Below are 22,086 nucleotides of genomic sequence, written 5' to 3' on the forward strand. Positions count from 1 at the left end.
ATGACCGCCACCACCCGTGACCGCACGCCCGTCGGAGCACCTGCCGACGCCGGAGGGCCAGCGACGGCCGCCGGTCTATCTGCGCGCGGCGTCACGCTCGCCTACGACGGTCGCCGGGTCGTCGAGGGTCTCGACCTCGAGGTCCCGGCCGGCAGGGTCACCGTCGTGGTCGGCCCGAACGGGTGCGGCAAGTCCACCGTGCTCCGCGGCCTCTCGAGACTGCTCCGACCCACCGCCGGCGCGGTGCTGCTCACCGGCGAGGCCGAGGAGCAGGACGTGTGGTCGCTGAGGCCCAAGGACGTCGCGCGCCGGATCGCGCTGCTGCCGCAGAGCCCGCCGCTCCCCGAGGGCATCACGGTCGTCGACCTCGTCGGCCGCGGTCGCCACCCGCACCACACGCTCGTGCGGCGCTGGTCACCGGCCGACGACGAGGCCGTCGCCCGGGCCATGCGGGCGACCGGCGTGCTCGACCTCGCCGACCGGCACGTCGAGGAGCTCTCCGGCGGTCAGCGCCAGCGGGTCTGGATCGCGCTGACCCTCGCCCAGGAGACCGGGGTCGTGCTGCTCGACGAGCCGACGACCTTCCTCGACGTGGCGCACCAGGTCGAGGTGCTCGACCTGCTGCGTGAGCTCAACCGCACGCGCGGCACCACGGTCGTCATGGTGCTGCACGACCTCAACCTGGCCGCCCGCTACGCCGACCACGTCGTGGCGATGCGCGACGGGCGCCTCGTCGGCAGTGGCGCACCCGGCGACGTCATCGACGAGGAGTTCGTCAGCGACGTCTTCGGCCTCGACAGCCGCGTCATCGCCGACCCGGTCACGGGCTCCCCGCTCGTCGTGCCGGTGTCGGCCTCGCCGGTCTCGATGTGCTCCCCGTCCGCGTCCACCCTCTCGCAGAGCGGAACCCCTTCGTGACGACCGACACCACCACCACCTCCAGCACTGCCACGGCCGACCCGGTCCTGCTGCTCACGGCCGTCGTCCGCGACGTGCAGCGGCTCAGCCCCTCCTTCGTGCGGATCCGTCTGGGCGGCGACGGTTTCGAGCACCTCGGGCCCGAGGGCCCGACGCTCGACCAGCGGGTCAAGCTGCTCGTGCCGTCTCCGGGGCGCTCGTGCGTGACCGCGCACCTCGACGCCCGGGGCTGGTACGCCGCGTGGCTGGCGCTGCCGGAGGCCGACCGCGGCGTCCTGCGCACCTACACCGCCCGCGCCGTCGTCGGCGAGGGCGCCGAACGACAGCTCGTCGTCGACTTCGTGCTGCACGGCAGCGCCGGTCACGGAGGGTCCGGCGACGTGGGTCCCGGCGACGGCGGCGTGGGTCCGGCCGGGGCCTGGGCCGCGGCTGCGGCTGTCGGCGACGAGATCGGCCTGATCGCCCCGCGGCGCGGGTGCGAGGACGGCTTCGGCGGCATCGAGTTCCGGCCCGGCTCCGCCAGCCGGCTCGTCCTCGTCGCCGACGAGACGGCGCTGCCCGCGCTCGCCTCGATCGCCGAGGCCCTCCCGCCGCACGTCGAGGGCGTGGCCGTCGTCGAGGTGCCCGACGCGCTCGACGCCGCCGACGTGTGCCTGCCCGCCGGCATCGAGGTGCACCGCATCGTGCGAGGGGGGCGACCGCGGGGCGAGCAGACGCTCGAGCGGCTGCGCGCCTGCCTGCGCCTCGACTCCGAAGGGCGCACGGCGGCCGAGCCGCCGTCGCTCGGGCTCGCCGGTGCGGGTGCCGGCGCGCTGCCGGGGGAGCTCGACGAGCACGTCTGGGAGACCCCGGTCCACAGCTCGTCGGGGGAGGAGGTCGCGGCGGCCGCGCCCCTCGGGTCCGACGACACGTACGCGTGGGTGGCGGGGGACTCCGACACGGTCAAGGCGTGCCGGCGCCTGCTCGTCGGTGAGGCGGGCCTGCCGCGTCCGCAAGTGGCCTTCATGGGGTACTGGAAGCACGGACGCCCCAGCTGACCGTTGCGCAGCCTGCCCGCAGGGCGCGCCGACCGGCATACGGCCGGTCTTGCGCACGACCGGCCACGGCAGGAGACAATGCGCACTGCGGCCACTGTCGTCCGCTCGACGCCCCACCTGTGGCGCCGTGGCGTCCGCGCCACGACCGATGACGGAAAAGAAGGTCCATGGAGATCTGGCCCGGCAAGCCCTACCCCCTCGGGGCGACCTACGACGGTTCTGGAGTCAACTTCGCCGTCTTCTCGGAGGTGGCCGAGCGCATCGAGCTCTGCCTGCTCGACGACGACCTCGGCGAGACCCGCCTCGACCTGCCGGAGGTCGACGGGTTCGTGTGGCACGGCTACGTCCCCTACGTGCAGCCGGGGCAGCGTTACGGCTTCCGCGTGCACGGCCCGTACGACCCCGAGAACGGTCACCGCTGCAACCCGAGCAAGTTCCTGCTCGACCCCTACGCCAAGGCCATCGAGGGCCAGGCCGAGAACGACCAGTCGCTCTACTCCTACACGTTCGGTGACGAGGACGCGGCCACGACGACGGAGACCAACACCGACGACAGCGTGCGCCACACGATGCACTCGGTCGTCGTCAACCCGTTCTTCGACTGGGGCGACGACCGCCCGCCGCGGCACGAGTACCACGAGACGGTGATCTACGAGGCCCACGTCAAGGGCCTGACGATGCTGCACCCGGAGATCCCCGAGGAGATCCGCGGCACCTACGCCGGCATCGCGCACCCGGCGATGATCAAGCACCTCAGCGACCTCGGCATCACGGCCATCGAGCTCATGCCCGTGCACCAGTTCGTGCAGGACGCGCCGCTCGTCGACCGCGGCCTGAGCAACTACTGGGGCTACAACACCATCGGCTTCCTCGCCCCGCACAACGAGTACGCGGCGGGTGGGCAGCGCGGCCAGCAGGTGCTCGAGTTCAAGGCGATGGTCAAGGAGCTGCACGCGGCGAACATCGAGGTCATCCTCGACGTCGTCTACAACCACACGGCCGAGGGCAACCACATGGGCCCGACGCTCGCCTACCGCGGCCTGGACAACAACAGCTACTACCGGCTCGTCAGCGACGACCTCACGCACTACTACGACACGACCGGCACCGGCAACAGCCTGCTGATGCGCAGCCCGCACGTGCTCCAGCTGATCATGGACTCCCTGCGCTACTGGGTGACCGAGATGCACGTCGACGGCTTCCGCTTCGACCTCGCCGCGACGCTCGCGCGCCAGTTCCACGAGGTCGACAAGCTCTCGGCCTTCTTCGACCTGATCCAGCAGGACCCGGTCGTCAGCCAGGTCAAGCTCATCGCCGAGCCGTGGGACGTCGGCGAGGGCGGCTACCAGGTCGGCAACTTCCCGCCGCTGTGGACGGAGTGGAACGGCAAGTTCCGCGACACCGTCCGCGACTTCTGGCGCGGCGAGGGGGGCGCGCTCGGTGAGTTCGCTTCTCGCTTCACGGGATCGAGCGACCTCTACGAGCACTCGGGTCGCAAGCCGATCGCGTCGATCAACTTCGTCACGGCGCACGACGGCTTCACGCTGCGCGACCTCGTCTCCTACAACGAGAAGCACAACGAGGCCAACGGCGAGGGCAACAACGACGGCGAGAGCCACAACCGCTCGTGGAACTGCGGCGTCGAGGGCCCGACCGACGACGCGGGCATCAGGGAGCTGCGCCTGCGCCAGCAGCGCAACTTCCTCACGACGCTGCTCTTCTCGCAGGGCGTGCCGATGCTCCTGCACGGCGACGAGCTCGGCCGCACGCAGGGCGGCAACAACAACGGCTACTGCCAGGACAACGACATCTCCTGGATCCAGTGGGTGCTCGACGAGGACGACCAGCAGCTGCTCGCCTTCACCCAGTCGCTCGTCAAGCTGCGGCGCGAGCACCCGGTGTTCCGGCGGCGTCGCTTCTTCGCCGGCAGCGCCGACCACGGCGGCGAGAGCGAGCTCGGCGACATCGCCTGGTTCACTCCCGAGGCGGCCCACATGGACGAGCAGATCTGGAGCGACGGCCGCGCGAAGTCGCTCATGGTCTTCCTCAACGGCTCGGCGATCCCCGAGCCCGACCCGCGCGGCCAGCAGATCCTCGGTGACTCGTTCCTCGTCATGTTCAACGCGCACGACGACGCGCTGACCTTCACGCTGCCCGACGACGAGTGGGGCGCCCAGTGGGTCCCGGTCATCGACACGGCGCTGGCGCTCGTCGAGAGCACCCCGCTCGAGCCGACGTGGCAGATCCAGGTGCAGCCACGGAGCATCGTGGTGCTGCGCTGCCCGCGCGAGGTCGTCACGACCACCGTCCCCGGCATGACGGAGGAGGCTTCCGCGTGAGGTACGCCACGGCGCCCGTATCGACCCACCGGCTCCAGCTCGAGCCGGACTTCACCCTCGCGGACGCCGTGGCCCGGGTCGGCCACCTCGCGACGCTCGGGGTCACCCACCTCTACCTCTCCCCGGTGCTCCAGGCGTCCTCGGGCTCCAAGCACGGCTACGACGTCGTCGACCACACCCGGGTCGCCGAGGGTCTCGGCGGTGACGAGGCCTTTGCGCGACTCGTCGAGGCGGCCCACGCGGCCGGCCTCGGCGTCGTCGTCGACGTCGTGCCCAACCACATGACGACCCCGACGCCCCTCTCGCTCAACCGCCCGCTGTGGTCGGTGCTGCGCGAGGGCCGGGCGTCGGCATACGCCACGTGGTTCGACGTGGACTGGGACGCCCAGGACGGGAAGATCCTGATGCCCGTCCTCGGGTCCTCGCTCGAGGACGTGCTCGCCGACGGCGAGCTCGAGCTCGGGGAGCACGAGGGGGAGGCCGTCGTCCGCTACTACGACCACGTCTTCCCCGTGGCCTCGGGCACCGACGTGACCGCGCCCCTGGCCGACGTGCTCGCGCGTCAGCACTACCGCCTCGCCTCGTGGACGGTCGGGGACTCCGAGCTCAACTACCGGCGCTTCTTCGACGTCACTTCGCTCATCGCGGTGCGCGTGGAGGAGCCCGAGGTGTTCGACGCGACGCACGCCCTGCTCGTCGACGGCATCCGGTCGGGCGCGATCGACGGGCTGCGCATCGACCACCCGGACGGCCTCGCCGACCCCGAGGGCTACCTCGAACGGCTGGGGGACGAGACGGGCGACGCCTGGGTCGTCGTCGAGAAGATCCTCGAGGGCGACGAGACCCTGCCGCCGACGTGGCGAACGGCCGGCACGACGGGCTACGACGCGATGCTGCGGGTCGGCGGCCTCTTCGTCGACCCCTCGGGCGCCGCGCCGCTCGACGACCTCTCCGCCGAGCTGCTCGGGGAGCGGCAGGACCTCGAGGCCATCGTCGCCGAGTCGAAGCGCTGGGTCGTGCAGGTCATGCTCGCCACCGAGGTGAGCCGCCTGCTGCGCCTCGTCGCACGCGCCCGGCCCGACCTCGACGGGCCGGCCGCCCGCACCGTCGTCGAGGCGATGCTCGTCGGCATGGAGCGCTACCGCGTCTACCTCCGGCCGGGCACGCCCGCGCACGCCGACGACGCGGCCGAGCTGCAGGCCGCTGCCTCTCGCGGCGCGCACGTCGTCGGCGAGCTCGACCCTGCCGCCGTCACCGGCGTGCTCGACCTGGCCCTCGGCCAGGGCGGCGCCGAGGACCGCGCGGCGGCCGACGAGTTCGTCGTCCGGTTCCAGCAGACGTGTGGACCGGCGATGGCCAAGGCCATCGAGGACACCGCCTACTACCGCCACGTGCGGCTCGTCGGCCTCAACGAGGTCGGTGGCGACCCGACGCTCGTCGGGGTGCCGGCGGCCGACTTCCACCGGTTCGCGCAGACCCTGCTCGCCGAGTGGCCGCAGGCGATGACGACGCTCTCGACGCACGACACCAAGCGTGCGGAGGACGTACGAGCACGCCTCTTCGTGCTCGCCGAGCGTCCGGACGCGTGGGCCACCTGGGTGCGCCGGGCCCGCGAGCTCGCGGGTGACGTCCGCGCCGAGGAGCTCGACGCGCTGACCGAGTACTTCCTCTGGCAGAACGTGGTCGGCGCGTGGCCGATCAGCGAGGAGCGCCTGCAGGCATACGCCCTCAAGGCGATTCGCGAGTCGAAGCTGCACACCCGCTGGACCGAGCCCGACGAGGCCTACGAGGCCGCCGTCGAGCGGTTCGTCACGGGGATCGTGACGACGCCGGCCGTCGCCGAGCACGTCGAGGCGTGGGTGGCGTCGACGGCGACCGAGGCGCGGGCCAACGTGCTGGGCCAGAAGCTCGTGCAGCTGACGATGCCCGGGGTGCCCGACGTCTACCAGGGCACCGACCTCGTCGACCTCTCGCTCGTCGACCCCGACAACCGGAGGCTCGTCGACTACGGCGAGCGTCGTGACCGCCTCGCGCGGCTCGACGGGGGAGCGGAGCCCGCCGACCTGCACGACGAGAAGCTGCTCGTCACCGCGGCCGCGCTACGCACCCGCCGCGAGTGGCCCGAGTGCTTCACCGGCACCGACGCGACCTACGTCGCGCTCGAGACCGGCTCCGAGCACGCGATCGCCTTCGGGCGCGGCACGTCCGAGGGAGTCCAGGTCGTCGTCGTCGCCACGCGCCTCGCGGGCCGGCTGGCGGACGGGGGCGGTTTCGGCGACGCGAGCGTCGTCCTGCCGTCCGGGCACTGGTCGGACGTCGTGTCGGCACGGACGTTCGACGAGGGCACCGTGCGGCTCGCCGACCTCGTCAGCGCCTCGGACGACGGCCGGGCGGGCCTGCCCGTCGCGCTGCTCGTCCGCGTCACGGAGGAGGAGGCCTGATGGCCGGCAGCATCCGGGTGTGGGCGCCGGGCGCCTCGGGCGTCGAGGTCGTCGCCACGCGCCTGCGCGGACCGGGGCTCGAGCCGACCACGGCGGCCGCTCGCGCGCCGATGGTGGCCCAGGACGGCGGCTGGTGGTCGTGGGAGCGCCCCACCGACGACGAGCTGGACTACGCGTTCAGCCTCGACGGCGGCGACCCGCGGCCCGACCCCCGGTCGGCCTGGCTGCCGCACGGCGTGCACGGGGCGAGTCGCACCTTCGACCCGTCCGCGCACGCGTGGTCCGACGCGTCCTGGCGGGGCGCCCGCGACGGTCGCGGCATCCTCGGGGGTGTCGTCTACGAGCTGCACGTCGGCACGTTCACCCCCGAGGGCACCTTCGACGCCGCGGTCGCCCACCTCGAGCACCTCGTCGACCTCGGCGTCGACGTCGTCGAGGTCATGCCCGTCGCGGCGTTCGGCGGCACGCACGGGTGGGGCTACGACGGGGTCGCGCCGTATGCCGTGCAGCACGCCTACGGGGGCCCGGCGGCCTTCCAGCGCTTCGTCGACGCGTGCCACGGGCGGGGCCTCGGGGTCTGCCTCGACGTGGTCTACAACCACCTCGGGCCGACCGGCAACTACCTGGCGGAGTTCGGGCCCTACTTCACCGACACCCACATGACCCCGTGGGGCCCGGCGGTCAACCTCGACGCCGACGGCAGCCACGAGGTGCGGCGCTGGATCGTCGACAACGCGCTGCGCTGGTTCCGCGACTTCCACGTCGACGCGCTGCGTCTTGACGCCGTGCACGAGCTGCGCGACGAGTCGGAGCCGCACATCCTCGCGCAGCTGTCTGACGAGACCGCCTCCCTCGCAACGGAGCTCGGCCGACCGCTGGACCTCGTGGCCGAGAGCGACCTCAACGACGCGGTGATGGTGACACCGACCGCCGAGGGCGGTCGCGGCATGACGGCGCAGTGGGACGACGACATCCACCACGCCCTGCACGTCGCCCTGACGGGTGAGACCCAGGGGTACTACGCCGACTTCGCGGGCGGCACGGAGGCCTGGCCGGAGGGTGGGCCCGTCTCGGTGCTCGCCAAGACCCTGACCGACGCGTTCCTGCACGACGGGCGCATGTCGACCTTCCGCGGCGAGCGGTGGGGTGCGCGCGTCGACCCCGAGGCCCACTCGGGTCACCGGTTCCTCGCCTACCTGCAGACGCACGACCAGGTGGGCAACCGCGCGACGGGCGACCGCATCAGCGCCCAGGTCTCGCCCGGGCAGCAGGCGGTGGGCGCCGCGCTCTACCTGCTCTCCCCGTTCACGGCCATGCTCTTCATGGGCGAGGAGTGGCGGGCCTCGACCCCGTTCGCGTTCTTCACCTCCTTCGAGGAGGAGTGGCTCGCCGACGCCGTCCGCTCCGGACGGCGGGCCGAGTTCGCCGCGCACGGCTGGGACGAGGCCGACGTGCCGGACCCGCAGGACCCCGCCACGCGCGCCGACAGCGTGCTCGACTGGCGCGAGCCGGTCGCGCCCGGCCACATCGAGATGCTGCACTTCTACCGCGAGCTGATCAAGGTCAGGCGCAGCCAGCCGGACGTCGCGTCGGGCGACCTGCGGGCCACCTCGGTGCGCTTCGACGAGGACGCCCGCTGGATCGTCGTGAGCCGCGGGCGCGTGCACGTCGTCGCGAACCTCGCCGGCCGGTCGCAGCAGGTGCCGTTCTCCGGCGAGGTCGAGCACGTGCTCGCCTCGTGGGGACGCTCGCCGATCGTCGACGGCCAGGGCGTGCGCCTCGACGGCCACGACGTGGCGGTGCTGCGCACCGTGTGAGCGCCGGGTCGGGCAGCCGTCCGGGTCAGGACTCCTTGACCCGGACCATGCCCTCCTGGGCGGTCGTCGCCACGAGCACGCCGTCGGCGCCGAAGATCTGGCCGATCGAGAGCCCCCGGCCGCTGACCGCGGAGGGCGACTGCTGGTCGTAGAGCAGCCACTCGTCCGCACGGGCGTCGCGGTGGAACCACATCGAGTGGTCGAGGCTCGCGACGCGGAGGCGCCGGTCGCTCCACACGAGCCCGTGCCGGCGCAGGACCGGCTCGAGCAGCGTGTAGTCGCTCGAGTAGGCGAGCACCGCGGCGTGCAGCAGCGGGTCGTCGGGCAGCCGGTCGACGGCCCGCATCCACACGTGGTTCGTGGCGACCTGCTCCGGCCCGGCGTCGACGAACATGTTGCTCTCGACGGGCCGCAGCTCGATGGGCCGCGACTCCGCGATGTGCCGGGCGCCCGGGTGGTCGACGCCGCGGAACGACTCGGCGAGCGAGACGAGACCCTCGGGGCCGACGACGTCGGGCATCGGCTCCTGGTGGTCGAGCCCACCGGCCCGCTCCTGGAACGAGCAGACCATCGACATGATGGGCGCGCCCTTCTGGACGGCGTGCACGCGCCGGGTCGAGAACGAGTTGCCGTCGCGCATCTCCTCGACGGCGAAGCGGATCGGCAGCGTGTCGTCGCCGGGCCGCATGAAGTAGCCGTGCAGGGAGTGGATCGGTCGGGTGCCGTCGCCGTCGAGGTCGCGCACCGTGATGCCCGCCGCCATGACGCACTGGGCGAGCACCTGGCCGCCGAAGACGCGCCCGTGCGGCATCTTCTGGCTGCGGCCCTCGAAGACGCGCGCCGACGTCGCGCCGATCGACTCGGTGGCATCGCGTCCCTGCACGTCGGTGACGGCGATGTGGGCCGTCCCGACGTCCTTGAGGTCGAGGACGTCGAGGAGGTCCTCGAGCGGGTTCAGCGGGCGCGGGTCGGGCGTGGTGTCGGCCTTCACAGCTCGACCCTAGTGGTCGCTTCCGGTCCCGCGCTGCGCCCTCCGGACGGCGTCACGCCTCGAGCGCGAGGGTGAGGGGGAGCACGGCGGGCGCCCCGGCCTCGCGCAGCAGTCCGGCGCACACGGTGAGGGTCCAGCGCGAGTCGCTGACGTCGTCGACGAGCAGCACGGGGCCGGGGACGCCGGCCAGTGCGGCGGCGAGCTCGGTGCCCACCGCGAGCCGACCCCAGACGTTCGCGAGCCGGAAGGCGCTGTTGCCGCCGGGCTCGCCGACCGGACCCCCCTCGACGAGGTCGAGCGCCCCGAGGTAGGGCAGCCGGCCCAGCTCGCCCAGCCCCGCCGCGAGCGTGGTCACGAGCTCGGGCCGCCGGCGCGACGGCACGGAGACGATGGCGGCGGGCCGCTCCTGCCAGCCCCAGCCGGCGAGCACGTCGACGCAGGCCCGCACCACCTCGGCGGGCACGGCGCGGTCGCCGGAGCGGAGCAGCTCGCGCAGCCGCTGGCCCCAGCCGAGGTCGCTGAGGCGCGCGACGGCGCGTCCCTCGCCCATCGAGACCGACGCGGCGATGCGGCCCTTGAGCGGCACCCCCAGCCGATCCATGCCGCTCGGCCACTGCGCGCGCGGCTCGAGCACGACGCCGGGCCGCTCGAGCCGGGAGCGGGCGGTGTCGACCGCGGCCTCGGGGATGGCCGTCTCGAACCACGGCTCGGTGCAGCGGTCGCAGCGTCCGCACGGCTCGGCGCCGGCGTCGTCGAGGCAGGTCTGCAGGAACGCCATGCGGCAGCCGTCGGTGCGTTCGTAGTCGACCATGAGCTGCTGCTCGCGGTCACGGGCCTCACTGACGCGCCCGTAGCGCTCGGCGTCGTAGGTCCACGGCTCGCCGGTCGCCGTCCAGCCCCCGGGCACCCGGTGGACCGCGCCGTCGACGTCGAGCACCTTGAGGAGCAGCTCGAGGCGCGTGCGCCGGACGTCGACGATCGACTCGAGGGCGACCGTCGAGAGGGCCTTGGGCGACTCGGCGAGGGCCCGCAGGACGGCGTCGGCCTGGTCCTGGCGGGGCATCGACGCCGAGGCGAAGTAGCGCCAGATGTCCTTGTCCTCCGGCCCCGGCATGAGCAGGACGTCGGCGCGGTCGGTGGCTCGGCCGGCGCGACCGACCTGCTGGTAGTAGGCCACCGGCGAGGACGGCGCCCCGAGGTGCAGCACGAAGCCGAGGTCGGGCTTGTCGAAGCCCATGCCGAGCGCCGAGGTCGCGACGAGCGCCTTGACCCGGTTGTCGCGCAGGGCCTCCTCGAGCCGGATGCGCTCGGCGGGCTCGGTGCGCCCCGTGTAGGCCGCCACCTCGTGGCCGGCCTCGCGGAGCGCGACCGCCACGTCCTCGGCGGCGGCGACGGTCAGGGCGTAGACGATGCCGGAGCCGGTCAGCTCGCCGAGGTGCGCGATGAGCCAGGCGAGGCGCTGCTCGGGTGACGCGAGCGGGAGCACACCGAGGCGCAGCGACGCCCGCGCGAGCGGTCCGCGGAGCGTGAGCACGTCGCGCCCACCGGCGCCGAGCTGCTCGACGACGTCGGTGACGACGCGGGCGTTGGCGGTCGCGGTCGTCGCGAGCACCGGCGTGCGCTCGGGCAGGGTGGTCAGCAGGTCGCGGATGCGGCGGTAGTCGGGCCGGAAGTCGTGGCCCCAGTCGCTGATGCAGTGGGCCTCGTCGACGACGAGGAGCCCGCACGACTCGGCGAGCGCCGGCAACTGCTCGTCGCGGAAGCGCGGGTTGTTGAGCCGTTCGGGGCTCACGAGGAGGACGTCGACCTCACCGCGGGCCAGCGCACCGGAGACGGCACCCCACTCGTCGGCGTTCGTCGAGTTGAGCGTGACGGCCCGGATGCCGGCTCGCTGGGCGGCGCCGATCTGGTCGCGCATGAGCGCGAGGAGCGGGCTGACGATCACGGTGGGACCGGCACCCTCGGCGCGGCGCAGCGCGGTCGCCACGAAGTAGACCGCGGACTTGCCCCACCCCGTGCGCTGCACGACGAGCACCCGGCGGCGGCCGGCGACGAGCTCGTTGACGGCCTCGAGCTGCCCGTCGCGGAAGTCGACGTCGTCGCGGCCGACGAGCCGTCGCAGGGCCGCCGTGGCGCGGTCGCGGAGGTCGGGGTCGACGTCGGCGACGGCAGGGGCGGCGGTGGAGGGCGACATGGGACCAACCTACGTCGCCCCACCGACCGCGCCGCACGGCACACCCGGGCCTGTGGACGGCCGCCCCGGTCCGCGGAGGGGATGTGGACGACCCACCCGCCCGGCAGGCTGGAAGGATGGGTCCATGACGCAGACCACGCCGTATGCCGCGCACGTCTCGTTGCGCTGGTCGGACATGGACGCCTACGCGCACATCAACAACGTGCAGTTCCTCCGGCTGCTCGAGGACGCCCGTGTCATCGCGTTCCGCGACTGGTTCGACGCGGCCGGCGCGGGCGACAAGTCGCTGCTCGACGAGGGCGTGCTCGTGTCGCGCCACGAGATCGAGTACCGCCGCCCCCTCGGCTTCCGCCACGAGCCGGTCGAGATCCAGCTCTGGGTCTCGCGCATCGGCGGCGCCGGCTTCGACGTCGCCTACATCGTCACCGACCCGGCCGCGTCCGACGCCCCGGGGGAGCCGCCCGTCTACGCCGTCGCCGAGACCGAGCTGGCGCTCTACGACTTCGCCGGCGCCTCGCCCCGGCGGATGCGTCCCGAGGAGCGCGCCTCGCTCGAGAGCCGCCTCGGTGACCGTGCCCCGTTCCGCAGGCGCAAGCGGTGAGCAGCACGCCGACCATCGACCTGGGTGACCCGCGCGGGCTGTCCGACCTCGGCACCTTCGTCGGGCGCGCCCGCCGGGCGAACCCGGAGGGAGCGGTGCGCCTGCAGACGATGGGCACCGTGCTGCTCACCACCGTCGCCGTCATCGAGGGGAGCGGGCTGATGGGGGAGGGGACGGTGCTGGGGCTCCGGGTCGTCCCGATCCGTCCGACCGATGACGTCGACGTCACCGTGTCGTTCACCTCGGTGGCGGATCGCCTTGCGCACCAGACGGACTCGGCGGTCTTCTCGGTGCCGCCGGTGACGGTCAGGGCGCCGTGGAGCGGGCTCACGCCCCCGCGTGACGGGTGGGAGCCCGTCGGCCAGCTGGCGGGTGAGGTCGTGGACTCGATTGCGAGACAAGGCATCTCCGACATCGCCACGGGCTCTCCCGACGGCGCGGGTGGTCATGCCGTCGATGCCCTCCGCCGCCGCGTGTGGGGGACCATGAGCGACACCGTGCCGCCGATCGCCGCTGGGCTCGCCTTCGGTGCGCACGTGCTGGGCTTCGTCGTGCCGGGTGAGCCCGCGGCTCTTGCCGCGCAAGGGCGCTGGACCCGGCTCAGCACCACGCGTGGGCACGTGCTCGTCCGCTGACCACGCTGCGGCTCAGGGGCGCCCGGTCCACGACCCGCGGTCGACGAGCACCTGCTTGAGCACGTCGATGCGGTCGCTCACGAGACCGTCGACCCCGAGGTCGAGGAGGCGGTGCATCTCGTCGGGCTCGTCGATCGTCCAGACGTGCACCTGCTTGCCGGCCTGGTGCGCCGCCCGCACGAGACCGGGCGTCACGACCGGCACGGTGCGACCCCGCGCCGTGACCGAGGGCGGCACCTGGAACACGTCGGCCGGCGTGCGCAGGGCCCGGGGCAGCCAGCGCGGCCCGAAGCGGGCCGCGGCCGTGCCGAGCTGGCCCGCCGCGGTGGCCACGGTGCCACGCGAGAGGCGGCGGAACCGGCTCAGGTGTCGCTGCGAGAAGGAGCCGACGCAGACCTGGTCGTGCACGGCGCGCTCCTGCACGAGCTGCCAGAGCGGCTCGGCGGTGCCGGGTGCCTTGAGGTCGATGTTGAGGTTGATGGTCGGCCAGGCGTCGAGCACCTCGGTCAGGAGGGGGACCCGCTCGGTCGCGCCGCGGGACGGGTCGCCCAGCGTCGCGGCCGACACCTCGGCCCACGTCAGGTCGCGGAGGCGTCCCTGCCGGTCGCTGACGCGGTCGAGACGCACGTCGTGGAAGGCCACGAGGTGCCCGTCGCGGGTGACGTGCACGTCGGTCTCGAGGTGGGTGTAGCCGAGCGCGACCGCGTTGCCGAAGGCCGTCAGGGTGTTCTCGAGCCCGACGTTCGGCGCGTAGCGGGCGCCGCCCCGGTGCGCGAGCGCCACCGGGGTGCGGTCGAGGTAGGGCCGTGGTCGCGCCATGCGGCCGAGGCTAGCGCGACCGTGGTCGGCCCGCCGGGACGCTCGGTCGGGACGGTCAGTCGAGGGGTCGGTCGACCTGCCACGCGCGCCGGCCGCGCTCGAGGCCCTCCGGCGTGGCCTCGAGCCAGACCAGGAACGAGTCCTGGGCACCGTCGGGGTCGGCACGCCACGTCGTCGCGACGTGCTCGGCCGCGGCGCCGGGGGAGCGCCGCCACGGCTCGAACCCCGCGCGGGTGACGGTGCCGGCGACGGCGAGGCCCTGCTCGAGGAGCGCCGTCACCAGGCCGACGGCGACCTCGACGAGCGCGGTGTCGTCGGTCGGACCGGCATACCGGGCCACGTCGAAGACGTCACCGGGGTGCACCCAGTCCTCCGCGGCACGGGACAGCAGCTCGTCGAGCTGCTCCTCGTGCGCGAGTCGTGACGTGGGCAGTGACCACCTCATCGGATGTGGACCTTCTTCCAGGTTCCGTCGGAGAACGTGAGGTCGATCGTCGCACCACCGGACGTCGAGGCCTCGCGGAAGCGCACCTCGACGCCGTCGGGCCGCAGGAAGCGCAGCCCGGGGTAGTGGCCCGCGTCGACCCGCTTCGCGCCACGGGTCAGGTCACGGAGCAGCGTGCGCAGCTGCGCCTCGCTCTCGACGAGCTTGGTCGTCGAGCTGCGGCCGCGCGGCAACCGGTCGAGCTCGGGAAGGCGTCCGTCGCGGCCGGCCGCGACGCCGAGCCGGCCCGGGTCCCGTGCAGCGCCGCGCCTCGCCGCGTCCTCGACCCGGCGGAGCGAGCCCTCGTCGCGCAGGGCGTCCCAGGCAGCCCTGATTTCGGCCTCCCGGGCGGCGCGCAGCTGCGGGGCCGTCGGCAGGGCCGGGGCCCGTGCGGCCCCTCGGTCGAGGGCTGCCGTCACGCTCGCCACGGGACCGATGCCGGGGAGCGCCAGCACGCGGCCGACGAGGGCGAGCCGTCGGCCGTCGTCGCGGAGCGTCTGGTCGAGCTCGACGTCCGAGCACACGACGGCCACGGCGAGGTCGTCGGCGGCCGTGCGCATCGTGCCACCCGTGGCATACGTGCCGATCACGGTCCGCAACCCGGCCACGGGGTCCACGCGCAGCGCGAGCGCCACCCCCTTGGCCTCCGCCAGGCCCTGCCAGGCGGCCCGGTCGAGCTCGTCCTGGGCCCGGGCCACGTCGACGAGGGCTGCGGCGGCCGCGCGGTCGAGGAAGCCGAGGCGCGCGAGGTCCGCGGCCGGCGAGCCTCCCTGCGACAGGGACCGTCGTGTCGCGGCGAGCTCCCCGTCGAGCAGCAGGTCGTACGCGCTCGCCGGATCCCGTGCGTGCAGGCCCGTGCCGGTCTCGACCGCGAGCGCCGCGACGACCCCGGCCAGCTCGTCGGCGTCGAGCAGCGGCTGCGGCCCGTTCGCCGTCGGTGCGACGTAGGCCCCGTGGTCGATGGTTCCCGGCGGCGCCGCGAGCGCGCGGTCGACGTTCGCCCGCATCGCGGCCAGCCACGTCACGACCGTGGGCTCGAGCGTGGCCGTGCCGGCGGCATACAGAGCGGTCGACGACGCCTCCCGCACGGCGTGCGCGCTCGTGCGCGACACCTCGAGCACGAGCCGCGCCCTGACCGCCGCGGCGAGTCCCGGCCCGACCCCTCCGGTCGCCACAGCCGCGGTGGCCGGTGCCGCCGACGAGGCGGCGAGGCCGGTGAGGCCGGTGAGCAGGCGATCGAGGTCGTCGTCCGTGGCCAGCTGCAGGCCGTGGTGCGTCTCGGTGCCGCCGGCCTCGACGACGACCCAGCGGCGCACGAGGTGCTCGCCGACCGTCAGCCGGTCACCGCGCGAGTTCGCCAGGGCGGCCCCGAGGCCGCCGACGTCCGGCAGGGGCTCGGCGAGGAGCGCGGCTGCGGCCCCCGGCTCGTCGGTCACCTCGCCCAGCACGACGTGCAGGGCGTCGCCGGTACGGTCGGCATCGGCGAACCACGAGGCGAAGACGTCCGACCCGTCCGGTCGCAGCGTCGTGCCGCGCCGCAGGCCGACGTCGTCGTCGCGGGTCTCGGCCACCTCGGCGGCGGCCACGGCAGCCGCTGCCCGGCGCACGAAGCGCGCCGGCAGGGGCCGGCGGTCTCCCGAGGCGCGCGCGCCGACCAGCAGCTGTCCGAGCAGCCAGCCGCCCACGGCTCGGCTGCGGCCGCCGGCTCCGGTGTGGACGGTGCCGAGCCCGGCGACGAGCTCGTCGGCGAGCAGGGCTGCGCCCGAGGCGAGCTGGTCGCGGGTCCGAGGGTCGGTCACCGGCTGCCCGGCCACCGGCTGACCCGCAGCAGGCAGCCTGGCTGTCAGCGGCTGCATCGCCGACACGAGCAGCGACCCGAGCAGGCCCAGGACCTCGCGCACGGCGTCCACGTCGGTGGCCGGCCCCGCCGCGGTCAGCTCGGTCACGGCCGCGCCGAGCCCGTTGGCGCCGAGCTCGGCCAGCAGGGCCTGGGCGTGGAGGGCGTCACCGCGGTGGGCCCGCAGGCGGGCGCTCAGCGCGGCCGACGCCGCCGCGTCGGGTGGGCCGCCGAGCACCCGGCGCAGCGCCGCCGCGTCGCCGAGCGCGGACTCCCTGGCGTCCCGGGCCGCGACGACCCCGTCGGCGAACGGCAGGCCCCCGGTCACCGCCCCGCGCACCCGGGTCGCCGTGGGGTCGAGGGGCCACGGCAGCGTGCGATCGGTGGCCGCCGCGATGGCCGAGGCGCAGCGCAGGCCCGCCGACCGGAGGAGGTCGAGCTCCTCCTCGTGGGCGCGTCGGAGCCTCGCGCGGGCCGCGCGGTGCTCGTCGTCCAGGCGCCGGCGGTGCTCCTCGACCAGCGGACCGGTGACCGGCGCGGCACCGCCGGTGAGGGCGGCGACGGCGCGCTCGTGCGCCTCGTCGGCGGCGTCCCACCGTCGCTGCACCGAGCGGACCCGCGCGATGACGCCCTCGAGCGTGCCGGCATACGCCAGGAGGGCGTGGGCCGCGGCGGGGAGGGCGTCGACGACGGCGCGCGCCCGGCCCGCGAGCGCCGCCGCCTCGTCGACCGCGGCGGTGGCGGCGTCGCCGGTCCACACCGCCCCGAGGCGCGGGGCGAGCTCGCCGCGCAGGGTCGGCGTCGCCCTGGCGCGGGCGGCCACCCGGGCGACGGCACGCGCTCCCGAGCGCAGCTCCTCCGGACGGCCGGTCGGGGTCGGCAACGCCTGGGCGCCCGCGACCGGCCCGGGCGGGTCGTGCGCGGCCTCGGCCGGGTGGCTCACGGGGCTCCCGGGCCCGCGGCCGCAGCCCACCCGCCCGTGCTGGCCAGCGCACCGGTGACGGCGAGCTCCACGGCCCGCGCCTCGGCGGCCGAGCGGTCGAGCCGCCCGCCGAGCGCGTCGGCCGCCTCCGCGACGGCGTCGAGCGCGTGCGCGTGCACGAGGCGGAAGCGCTCGGTCGCCGCACGCACGCCCGCGGCGTCGCTGCCCAGCGCGCCGAGCACGTGTGCCGTGGCAGCCGCGAGGGCCGAGGCGCACGCGCGCAGCTCGGCGGGGTCGTGCGCGAGGGCGAGCCGTTCGCGGGAGACCCCGTCGGCGTCCATGGCGTACCGCGTCATGCAGCGACGGTAGGAGAACCACCCGCCGCCGCCGGCCCGTCATCCACAGGCGCCCCGACGCGACGAGGCCCCGTCCACGGGGGACGGGGCCTCGGCCGTACGGTCGGGCGCCCGGGGGCGCCCGTCGCTCAGGCCCAGCGGGCCCAGACGGTCGTGTCGGTCGGGACGAGGCCGTCCTCGAGCGGGCCGGAGGCCACGACGACCTCGGCGCCCTCGGGCAGGGCGACCGGCGCCTCGCCGAGGTTGGCCACGACGAGCACGCGCTCGCGCGCGTCGCTGCCGTTGGTCAGCGCGACGACGTCGTCGGCGTACCCCTGCACCCAGCTCAGCGAGCCGGTGCCGAGCGAGAGCTCGCGGCGCGCGGCGAGCAGGGCGCGGTAGAGCTCGAGCGTCGAGCCGGGCACGCCCACCTGGCGGTCGACGGCGTAGTCGGCGTAGACGGCCGGCTGCGGCAGCCAGCTGCTCGCGCTCGGGCCGAAGCCGAGCGACGGGCCCTGCGACGACCACGGGATCGGCACGCGGCAGCCGTCGCGACCGGTCTCCGCGCCGTCGGTGCGCGCGAAGGTCGGGTCCTGGCGGAACTGCGCCGGCATGTCGGTCGAGTCGGGCAGGCCCAGCTCCTCGCCCTGGTAGATGTACGCGCCGCCGGGCAGCGCGAGCATGAGGGTCGTCGCGGCGCGGGCGCGGCGCAGGCCGAGCGCGCGGTCGGGCTGCGGGTCGGTCGCGGCGATGCCGTTCATCCGCGGCGTGCCGGGCGCGAAGCCGAGGCGCGACGCGTGGCGCGCGACGTCGTGGTTCGAGAGCACCCACGTCGAGGGCGCGCCGACCGAGTCCGCGGCGTGCAGCGACGAGGTGATGACGGCACGCAGGTCCTCGGCCACCCACGACGAGGTGAGGAAGTCGAAGTTGAACGCCTGGTGCATCTCGTCGGGGCGCACGTACTTGACGGCGCGCTCCTGCGGCTCGACCCAGGCCTCGGCGCAGAGGATGCGGTCGGGCGTGCCGTAGGACTCGAGGATCTTGCGCCACGCGCGGTAGACCTCGTGGACGCCGTCCTGGTCCCACATCGGGCTGCGCTTCGTGTGGTCGATGCGCGGCGCCTCGACACCGTCGTGCGCGCCGTGCGCACCGTGCGCGCCCTCGTGCCCGTCCTCGGCGTGGCCGAGCATCGTGGTGCGCTCCTCCTCGGTGTCGGGCAGGCCCTGCTCCTTGATGAGGCCGTGCGCGACGTCGACGCGGAAGCCGTCCACGCCGCGGTCGAGCCAGAAGCGCAGGATCGACTCGAACTCGGCGCGCACCTCGGGGTGCTCCCAGTTGAAGTCGGGCTGCTTGGTGTCGAAGATGTGCAGGTACCACTGGCCGGGGTTGCCGTCGGCCTCGGTGACCCGGGTCCAGGCGGCCCCGCCGAAGACCGACTCCCAGTTGTTCGGGGGCAGCTCGCCGTGCTCGCCGCGCCCCTCCCGGAACATGTAGCGCTCCCGCTCGGCCGAGCCGGGACCCGCGGCGAGGGCTGCCCGGAACCAGGCGTGCTCGTCGGAGGAGTGGTTCGGCACCATGTCGACGATGACCTTGAGGCCGAGCTCGTGGGCACGCGTGATCATCGCGTCGGCGTCGTCGAGCGAGCCGAAGATCGGGTCGATGTCGCGGTAGTCGGCGACGTCGTAGCCGGCGTCGGCCTGCGGCGAGGTGTAGAACGGCGAGAGCCAGATGGCGTCGACGCCGAGGTCGCGCAGGTGCGGCAGTCGCGAGGTGATGCCCGGCAGGTCACCGATGCCGTCGCCGTCGCTGTCCGCCCAGGAGCGCGGGTAGATCTGGTAGATCACGGCCTGCCGCCACCAGGCGGCGTCGGGTCGGTCGGCAGGGTGCACCGGGGTCGGGTCCTCGCGCAGGTCGGTCGCCGGCGAGGGGTGGTTCAGGGTCTGGGCTGCGAAAGGCGTCACGGGCCACCATCGTTCCGCATCCGCCCGAAAACTCAAAGAAAGTTCTGCAACTTCTTGCAGCGCGTCGGATTCCTCCGCGTGTCGGCGGGGTGGGGTAGACACGGTCCATGAGGTCCGGCTTCGTCGTCCCGTATGCCACCGAGCGCGAGTTTGCGCAGCTCGCCCGCCTCGGCGAGGAGCGGGGGTGGGACGCCGTGCTGGGCTGGGAGGCGCTCTACGGTGTCGACGCGTGGGTGCAGCTCGGGGCCGCCGCCATGGTCACCGAGCGCATCCGGCTCGGCACGCTGCTGACGCCCGCGTCGCGCCACCGGCCGTGGGACCTCGCCTCCCGCGTCGGCTCGGTCGACCGGATCAGCGGCGGGCGCGCCTTCATGTCGGTCGGGCTCGGGGCGCTGCACCCCGGGTGGCTGGCCTTCGAGGCCGACGAGGGGCGCGCGGTGCGGGCGCGCAAGCTCGACGAGAGCCTCGCGGTCTACGCCGGGCTCGTCGACGACGCCGCCACGTTCACGTATGCCGGCCGGTACTACAGCGCGCAGGCCAACGACTTCATGCTGCCGCCGCCCACCCCGCAACGACCGCACCCGCCGGTCTGGGTCGTCGGGGCACCCACCCCGGGCGGGGGCCGGCAGCGCTCGCTCGAGCGGGCGGCCCGGTGGCAGGGCCTGATCCCGGCGATCAGCCCGCCGGACGGGCAGCCCAAGACGCTCGCGGCGTTCGCCGCCGTCGTCGAGCCCGTCCGCCGGTTGCGGGAGGAACGGGGCCTGCCGTGGGAGGGCTACGACGTCGTCATCGAGGCCGACTCGTGGGGCTCCTTCACGACGCTCGAGCCTGCGGAGCCCGGGGCGTGGGAGCAGGCGGGCGCCACGTGGTGGATCGAGAGCTGGTGGGACGTGCCGCAGGGCGCCGAGGGGCTCGCCGAGGTGCGGCGCCGCGTCGAGGCCGGGCCGCCGGCCCTGCGGTGAGGGCGCGCGCCGGCGGCACGTGCTGACGGCATCCGTCCTCGTCGCACGCACTAGCGTGGAGGTCCATGACGACCTTTGTCACGGCTGCCTTCGCCCTCGTGCGCGACGGGCGGATGCTCACGGTCCGCAAGGCGGGCTCGAGCCGGTTCATGCTGCCCGGCGGCAAGATCGATCCCGGCGAGACGCCGCGGGAGGCGGCCGTGCGCGAGGTGATGGAGGAGGTCGGCCTCGACGTCACCGACCGCGGGCTCCCGCTCGGGCGCTACCTCGACGTCGCCGCGAACGAGCCCGGCGCGTGGGTCGACGCGACCGTCTACGTCGCGCACCTCGGGCCCGACGACGAGCCCTCGCCGTTGGCGGAGATCGCCGAGCAGCGCTGGCTCGGGCTCGATGCCGAGCTGCCGGCCGACCTCGCGCCGTTGCTGCGCAACCACGTCGTGCCCGCCGTCCGGGATCACCTCGCCGCGACCTGACGAATACGCCCGCGCCCGCTCGACGGGCGAGGGGAGCCGGAACGGATCGGGTGGGTCAGTGCCGGTCGGGCCCGGCGCCACGGCCGTCGATGACGCCCGCCTTGACCGCCTTCTCGACGGCGTCGGCCTCCGCCTGCGTCAGGGTGCCGGCCCTGACGGCCGCGGCGAGCCGGTCGTCGAGCGCCTTCTGCTCAGCGGCTTCGTGCGCCGTCCGCAGCTGGGCGAACGCCGCCTTGACCTTGGCCGCGTCGATGCCGAGCCTGCTCGCGAGCTTCGTGGCGAGCTGGTCCTGCAGGGTCGCGGGGTCGGGCTTGGTCGTGCTGCTGCCCTGGCCCGACGACCGCGCGGCCCGCAGCTCGTCACGCACGGCCGCGAGCGCATCGCGCAGCTTCGTCTCGTCGACGCCGAGCGTCGTGGCGAGCGCGCCGAGGTCGGCGCCGTGGCCCATCCCGAAGCCCATCCCGAGGCCCATCCGGCCGGGGCCCGTGCCCGGGCCACCGTGCCGGCCTCCCGGTCCCCAGCCGGGGCCGGGGGCCTGGGAGGTCCCCGGCGCGCCGGTCGCCGTCGGGGTGGGCGTGGCCGGGCGCGCCGCGTTGTCGACGGCGGGGTCGACGGCGGTGTCGACGGCGGCGTTCGTGGTGCCGGCCCTGCCGGTGGGGGAGCCCGTGTCGTCGGCGCGGGCGCCCTGCGAGACGCCGAGGCCGATGGCGGCTGCCGTCGCGGCCACGACCGCCACACCTGCCGACTTCCTGCTGATCGAGACCATGCGCGTCCCCTTCGTCGGCCGCCGCGCGCAGCGCGCCCGGCGGTGGATGGTGCCTGGTCCCAGCGAACACCCGAGCCGCGACCGGCGACCCGTGAACCGCCTGTGACTTGCTGTGAGTCCGGGGACCGGGGGCCGAGGGACCCGAGGCTCAGAAGGTGCCGTCGGGTCCCGGGGCGTTGACGAGGGAGTAGGCGGCCCGGGTGAGGTAGTCGCGCAGCCGGTCGTCGTCCTCGGGGGAGAGCTCCAGCGTGTCGACGGCCGTCATCATGTGCAGCAGCCACCGGTCACGCATGTCGGGGGTCACCGCGAAGGGCATGTGGCGCATCCGCAGCCGTGGGTGGCCGCGCTGCTCGGAGTAGGTCGTCGGGCCCCCCCAGTACTGCTCGAAGAACATCCGCAGCCGCTCCTCGGCCGGGCCGAGGTCCTCCTCGGGGTAGAGGGCCCGTAGCTCCTCGTCGCCGGCGACCCCGCGGTAGAACTCGCGGACGAGCCGGGCGAAGGTCTCGTGGCCGCCGAAGTCGTCGTAGTACGTCACGCGGACCAGTCTCCCAGAG

General features: G+C 74.5%; 18 protein-coding genes. 9 read left to right on the top strand and 9 right to left on the bottom strand.

Going from position 1 to position 22,086, the window contains the following annotated elements:
- From ABD979_RS15565 to treZ, 5 genes are all read left to right on the top strand, one after another.
- Entirely contained in the window at positions 1-918 is a 918-nt protein-coding gene (locus ABD979_RS15565; protein ID WP_345508412.1) for an ABC transporter ATP-binding protein, read from the top strand.
- Positions 915-1,955, top strand: a complete 1,041-nt coding sequence (locus ABD979_RS15570) for a siderophore-interacting protein (RefSeq protein WP_345508413.1) — start codon at positions 915-917, stop codon at positions 1,953-1,955. Before ABD979_RS15565 ends, ABD979_RS15570 begins: the two co-directional genes overlap by 4 nt.
- Positions 1,956-2,122: 167 nt before the next feature.
- Complete coding sequence (glgX, locus tag ABD979_RS15575; RefSeq protein WP_345508414.1) at positions 2,123-4,294, top strand: glycogen debranching protein GlgX; 2,172 nt, start codon at positions 2,123-2,125, stop codon at positions 4,292-4,294.
- A complete protein-coding gene (treY, locus tag ABD979_RS15580) occupies positions 4,291-6,735 on the top strand; it encodes a malto-oligosyltrehalose synthase (protein ID WP_345508415.1) in 2,445 nt (814 codons plus the stop codon). The genes glgX and treY overlap by 4 nt, the downstream gene beginning before the upstream one ends.
- A complete protein-coding gene (gene treZ / locus ABD979_RS15585; RefSeq protein WP_345508416.1) occupies positions 6,735-8,552 on the top strand; it encodes a malto-oligosyltrehalose trehalohydrolase in 1,818 nt (605 codons plus the stop codon). Before treY ends, treZ begins: the two co-directional genes overlap by 1 nt.
- A 25-nt stretch (positions 8,553-8,577) precedes the next feature.
- Here the strand turns inward: treZ and ABD979_RS15590 are convergent, their stop codons facing one another.
- Positions 8,578-9,543 (bottom strand): acyl-CoA thioesterase, encoded by a 966-nt coding sequence (locus ABD979_RS15590; protein WP_345508417.1) that lies wholly within the window; start codon positions 9,541-9,543, stop codon positions 8,578-8,580.
- A gap of 52 nt (positions 9,544-9,595) precedes the next feature.
- Positions 9,596-11,737 carry a RecQ family ATP-dependent DNA helicase gene (locus tag ABD979_RS15595; RefSeq protein WP_345508418.1) on the bottom strand — a complete coding sequence of 714 codons (2,142 nt, stop codon included), beginning with the start codon at positions 11,735-11,737 and terminating at the stop codon, positions 9,596-9,598.
- Positions 11,738-11,861: 124 nt separating this feature from the next.
- Between ABD979_RS15595 and ABD979_RS15600 the strand changes: the two genes are divergently transcribed.
- Both ABD979_RS15600 and ABD979_RS15605 read left to right on the top strand, forming a co-directional pair.
- Positions 11,862-12,338, top strand: a complete 477-nt coding sequence (locus ABD979_RS15600) for an acyl-CoA thioesterase (protein ID WP_345508419.1) — start codon at positions 11,862-11,864, stop codon at positions 12,336-12,338.
- The gene (locus tag ABD979_RS15605) at positions 12,335-12,973 is read left to right on the top strand and encodes a DUF8185 domain-containing protein (protein ID WP_345508420.1); all 639 of its coding nucleotides are present in this window, start codon (positions 12,335-12,337) and stop codon (positions 12,971-12,973) included. The genes ABD979_RS15600 and ABD979_RS15605 overlap by 4 nt, the downstream gene beginning before the upstream one ends.
- Before the next feature lie 12 nt (positions 12,974-12,985).
- Here the strand turns inward: ABD979_RS15605 and ABD979_RS15610 are convergent, their stop codons facing one another.
- From ABD979_RS15610 to ABD979_RS15630, 5 genes are all read right to left on the bottom strand, one after another.
- Positions 12,986-13,792 (bottom strand): glycerophosphodiester phosphodiesterase family protein, encoded by an 807-nt coding sequence (locus ABD979_RS15610; protein WP_345508421.1) that lies wholly within the window; start codon positions 13,790-13,792, stop codon positions 12,986-12,988.
- Between the two features lie 55 nt (positions 13,793-13,847).
- Positions 13,848-14,237, bottom strand: a complete 390-nt coding sequence (locus ABD979_RS15615; RefSeq protein WP_345508422.1) for a hypothetical protein — start codon at positions 14,235-14,237, stop codon at positions 13,848-13,850.
- Positions 14,234-17,056, bottom strand: a complete 2,823-nt coding sequence (locus ABD979_RS15620) for a hypothetical protein (RefSeq protein ID WP_345508423.1) — start codon at positions 17,054-17,056, stop codon at positions 14,234-14,236. Before ABD979_RS15620 ends, ABD979_RS15615 begins: the two co-directional genes overlap by 4 nt.
- The gene (locus ABD979_RS15625; protein WP_345508424.1) at positions 17,053-17,391 is read right to left on the bottom strand and encodes a hypothetical protein; all 339 of its coding nucleotides are present in this window, start codon (positions 17,389-17,391) and stop codon (positions 17,053-17,055) included. The genes ABD979_RS15620 and ABD979_RS15625 overlap by 4 nt, the downstream gene beginning before the upstream one ends.
- Before the next feature lie 128 nt (positions 17,392-17,519).
- Positions 17,520-19,331 (bottom strand): glycoside hydrolase family 13 protein, encoded by a 1,812-nt coding sequence (locus tag ABD979_RS15630; protein ID WP_425583991.1) that lies wholly within the window; start codon positions 19,329-19,331, stop codon positions 17,520-17,522.
- A gap of 107 nt (positions 19,332-19,438) precedes the next feature.
- Here ABD979_RS15630 and ABD979_RS15635 point away from each other — a divergent pair, with 107 nt between their 5' ends.
- Positions 19,439-20,293, top strand: a complete 855-nt coding sequence (locus ABD979_RS15635; protein ID WP_345508425.1) for an LLM class flavin-dependent oxidoreductase — start codon at positions 19,439-19,441, stop codon at positions 20,291-20,293.
- A 65-nt stretch (positions 20,294-20,358) separates the two neighbouring features.
- Positions 20,359-20,766 (top strand): NUDIX hydrolase, encoded by a 408-nt coding sequence (locus tag ABD979_RS15640; RefSeq protein WP_345508426.1) that lies wholly within the window; start codon positions 20,359-20,361, stop codon positions 20,764-20,766.
- A gap of 55 nt (positions 20,767-20,821) precedes the next feature.
- Here the strand turns inward: ABD979_RS15640 and ABD979_RS15645 are convergent, their stop codons facing one another.
- On the bottom strand, positions 20,822-21,532 hold the full coding sequence (locus tag ABD979_RS15645; protein WP_345508427.1) for a hypothetical protein: 711 nt from the start codon (positions 21,530-21,532) through the stop codon (positions 20,822-20,824).
- 148 nt (positions 21,533-21,680) lie between these two features.
- Entirely contained in the window at positions 21,681-22,067 is a 387-nt protein-coding gene (locus ABD979_RS15650; protein WP_425583992.1) for a globin, read from the bottom strand.
- Positions 22,068-22,086 lie beyond the last annotated feature (19 nt).

Origin of the sequence: Terrabacter aeriphilus, from assembly GCF_039542985.1 — a bacterium.
Lineage (GTDB): Bacteria > Actinomycetota > Actinomycetes > Actinomycetales > Dermatophilaceae > Terrabacter > Terrabacter aeriphilus.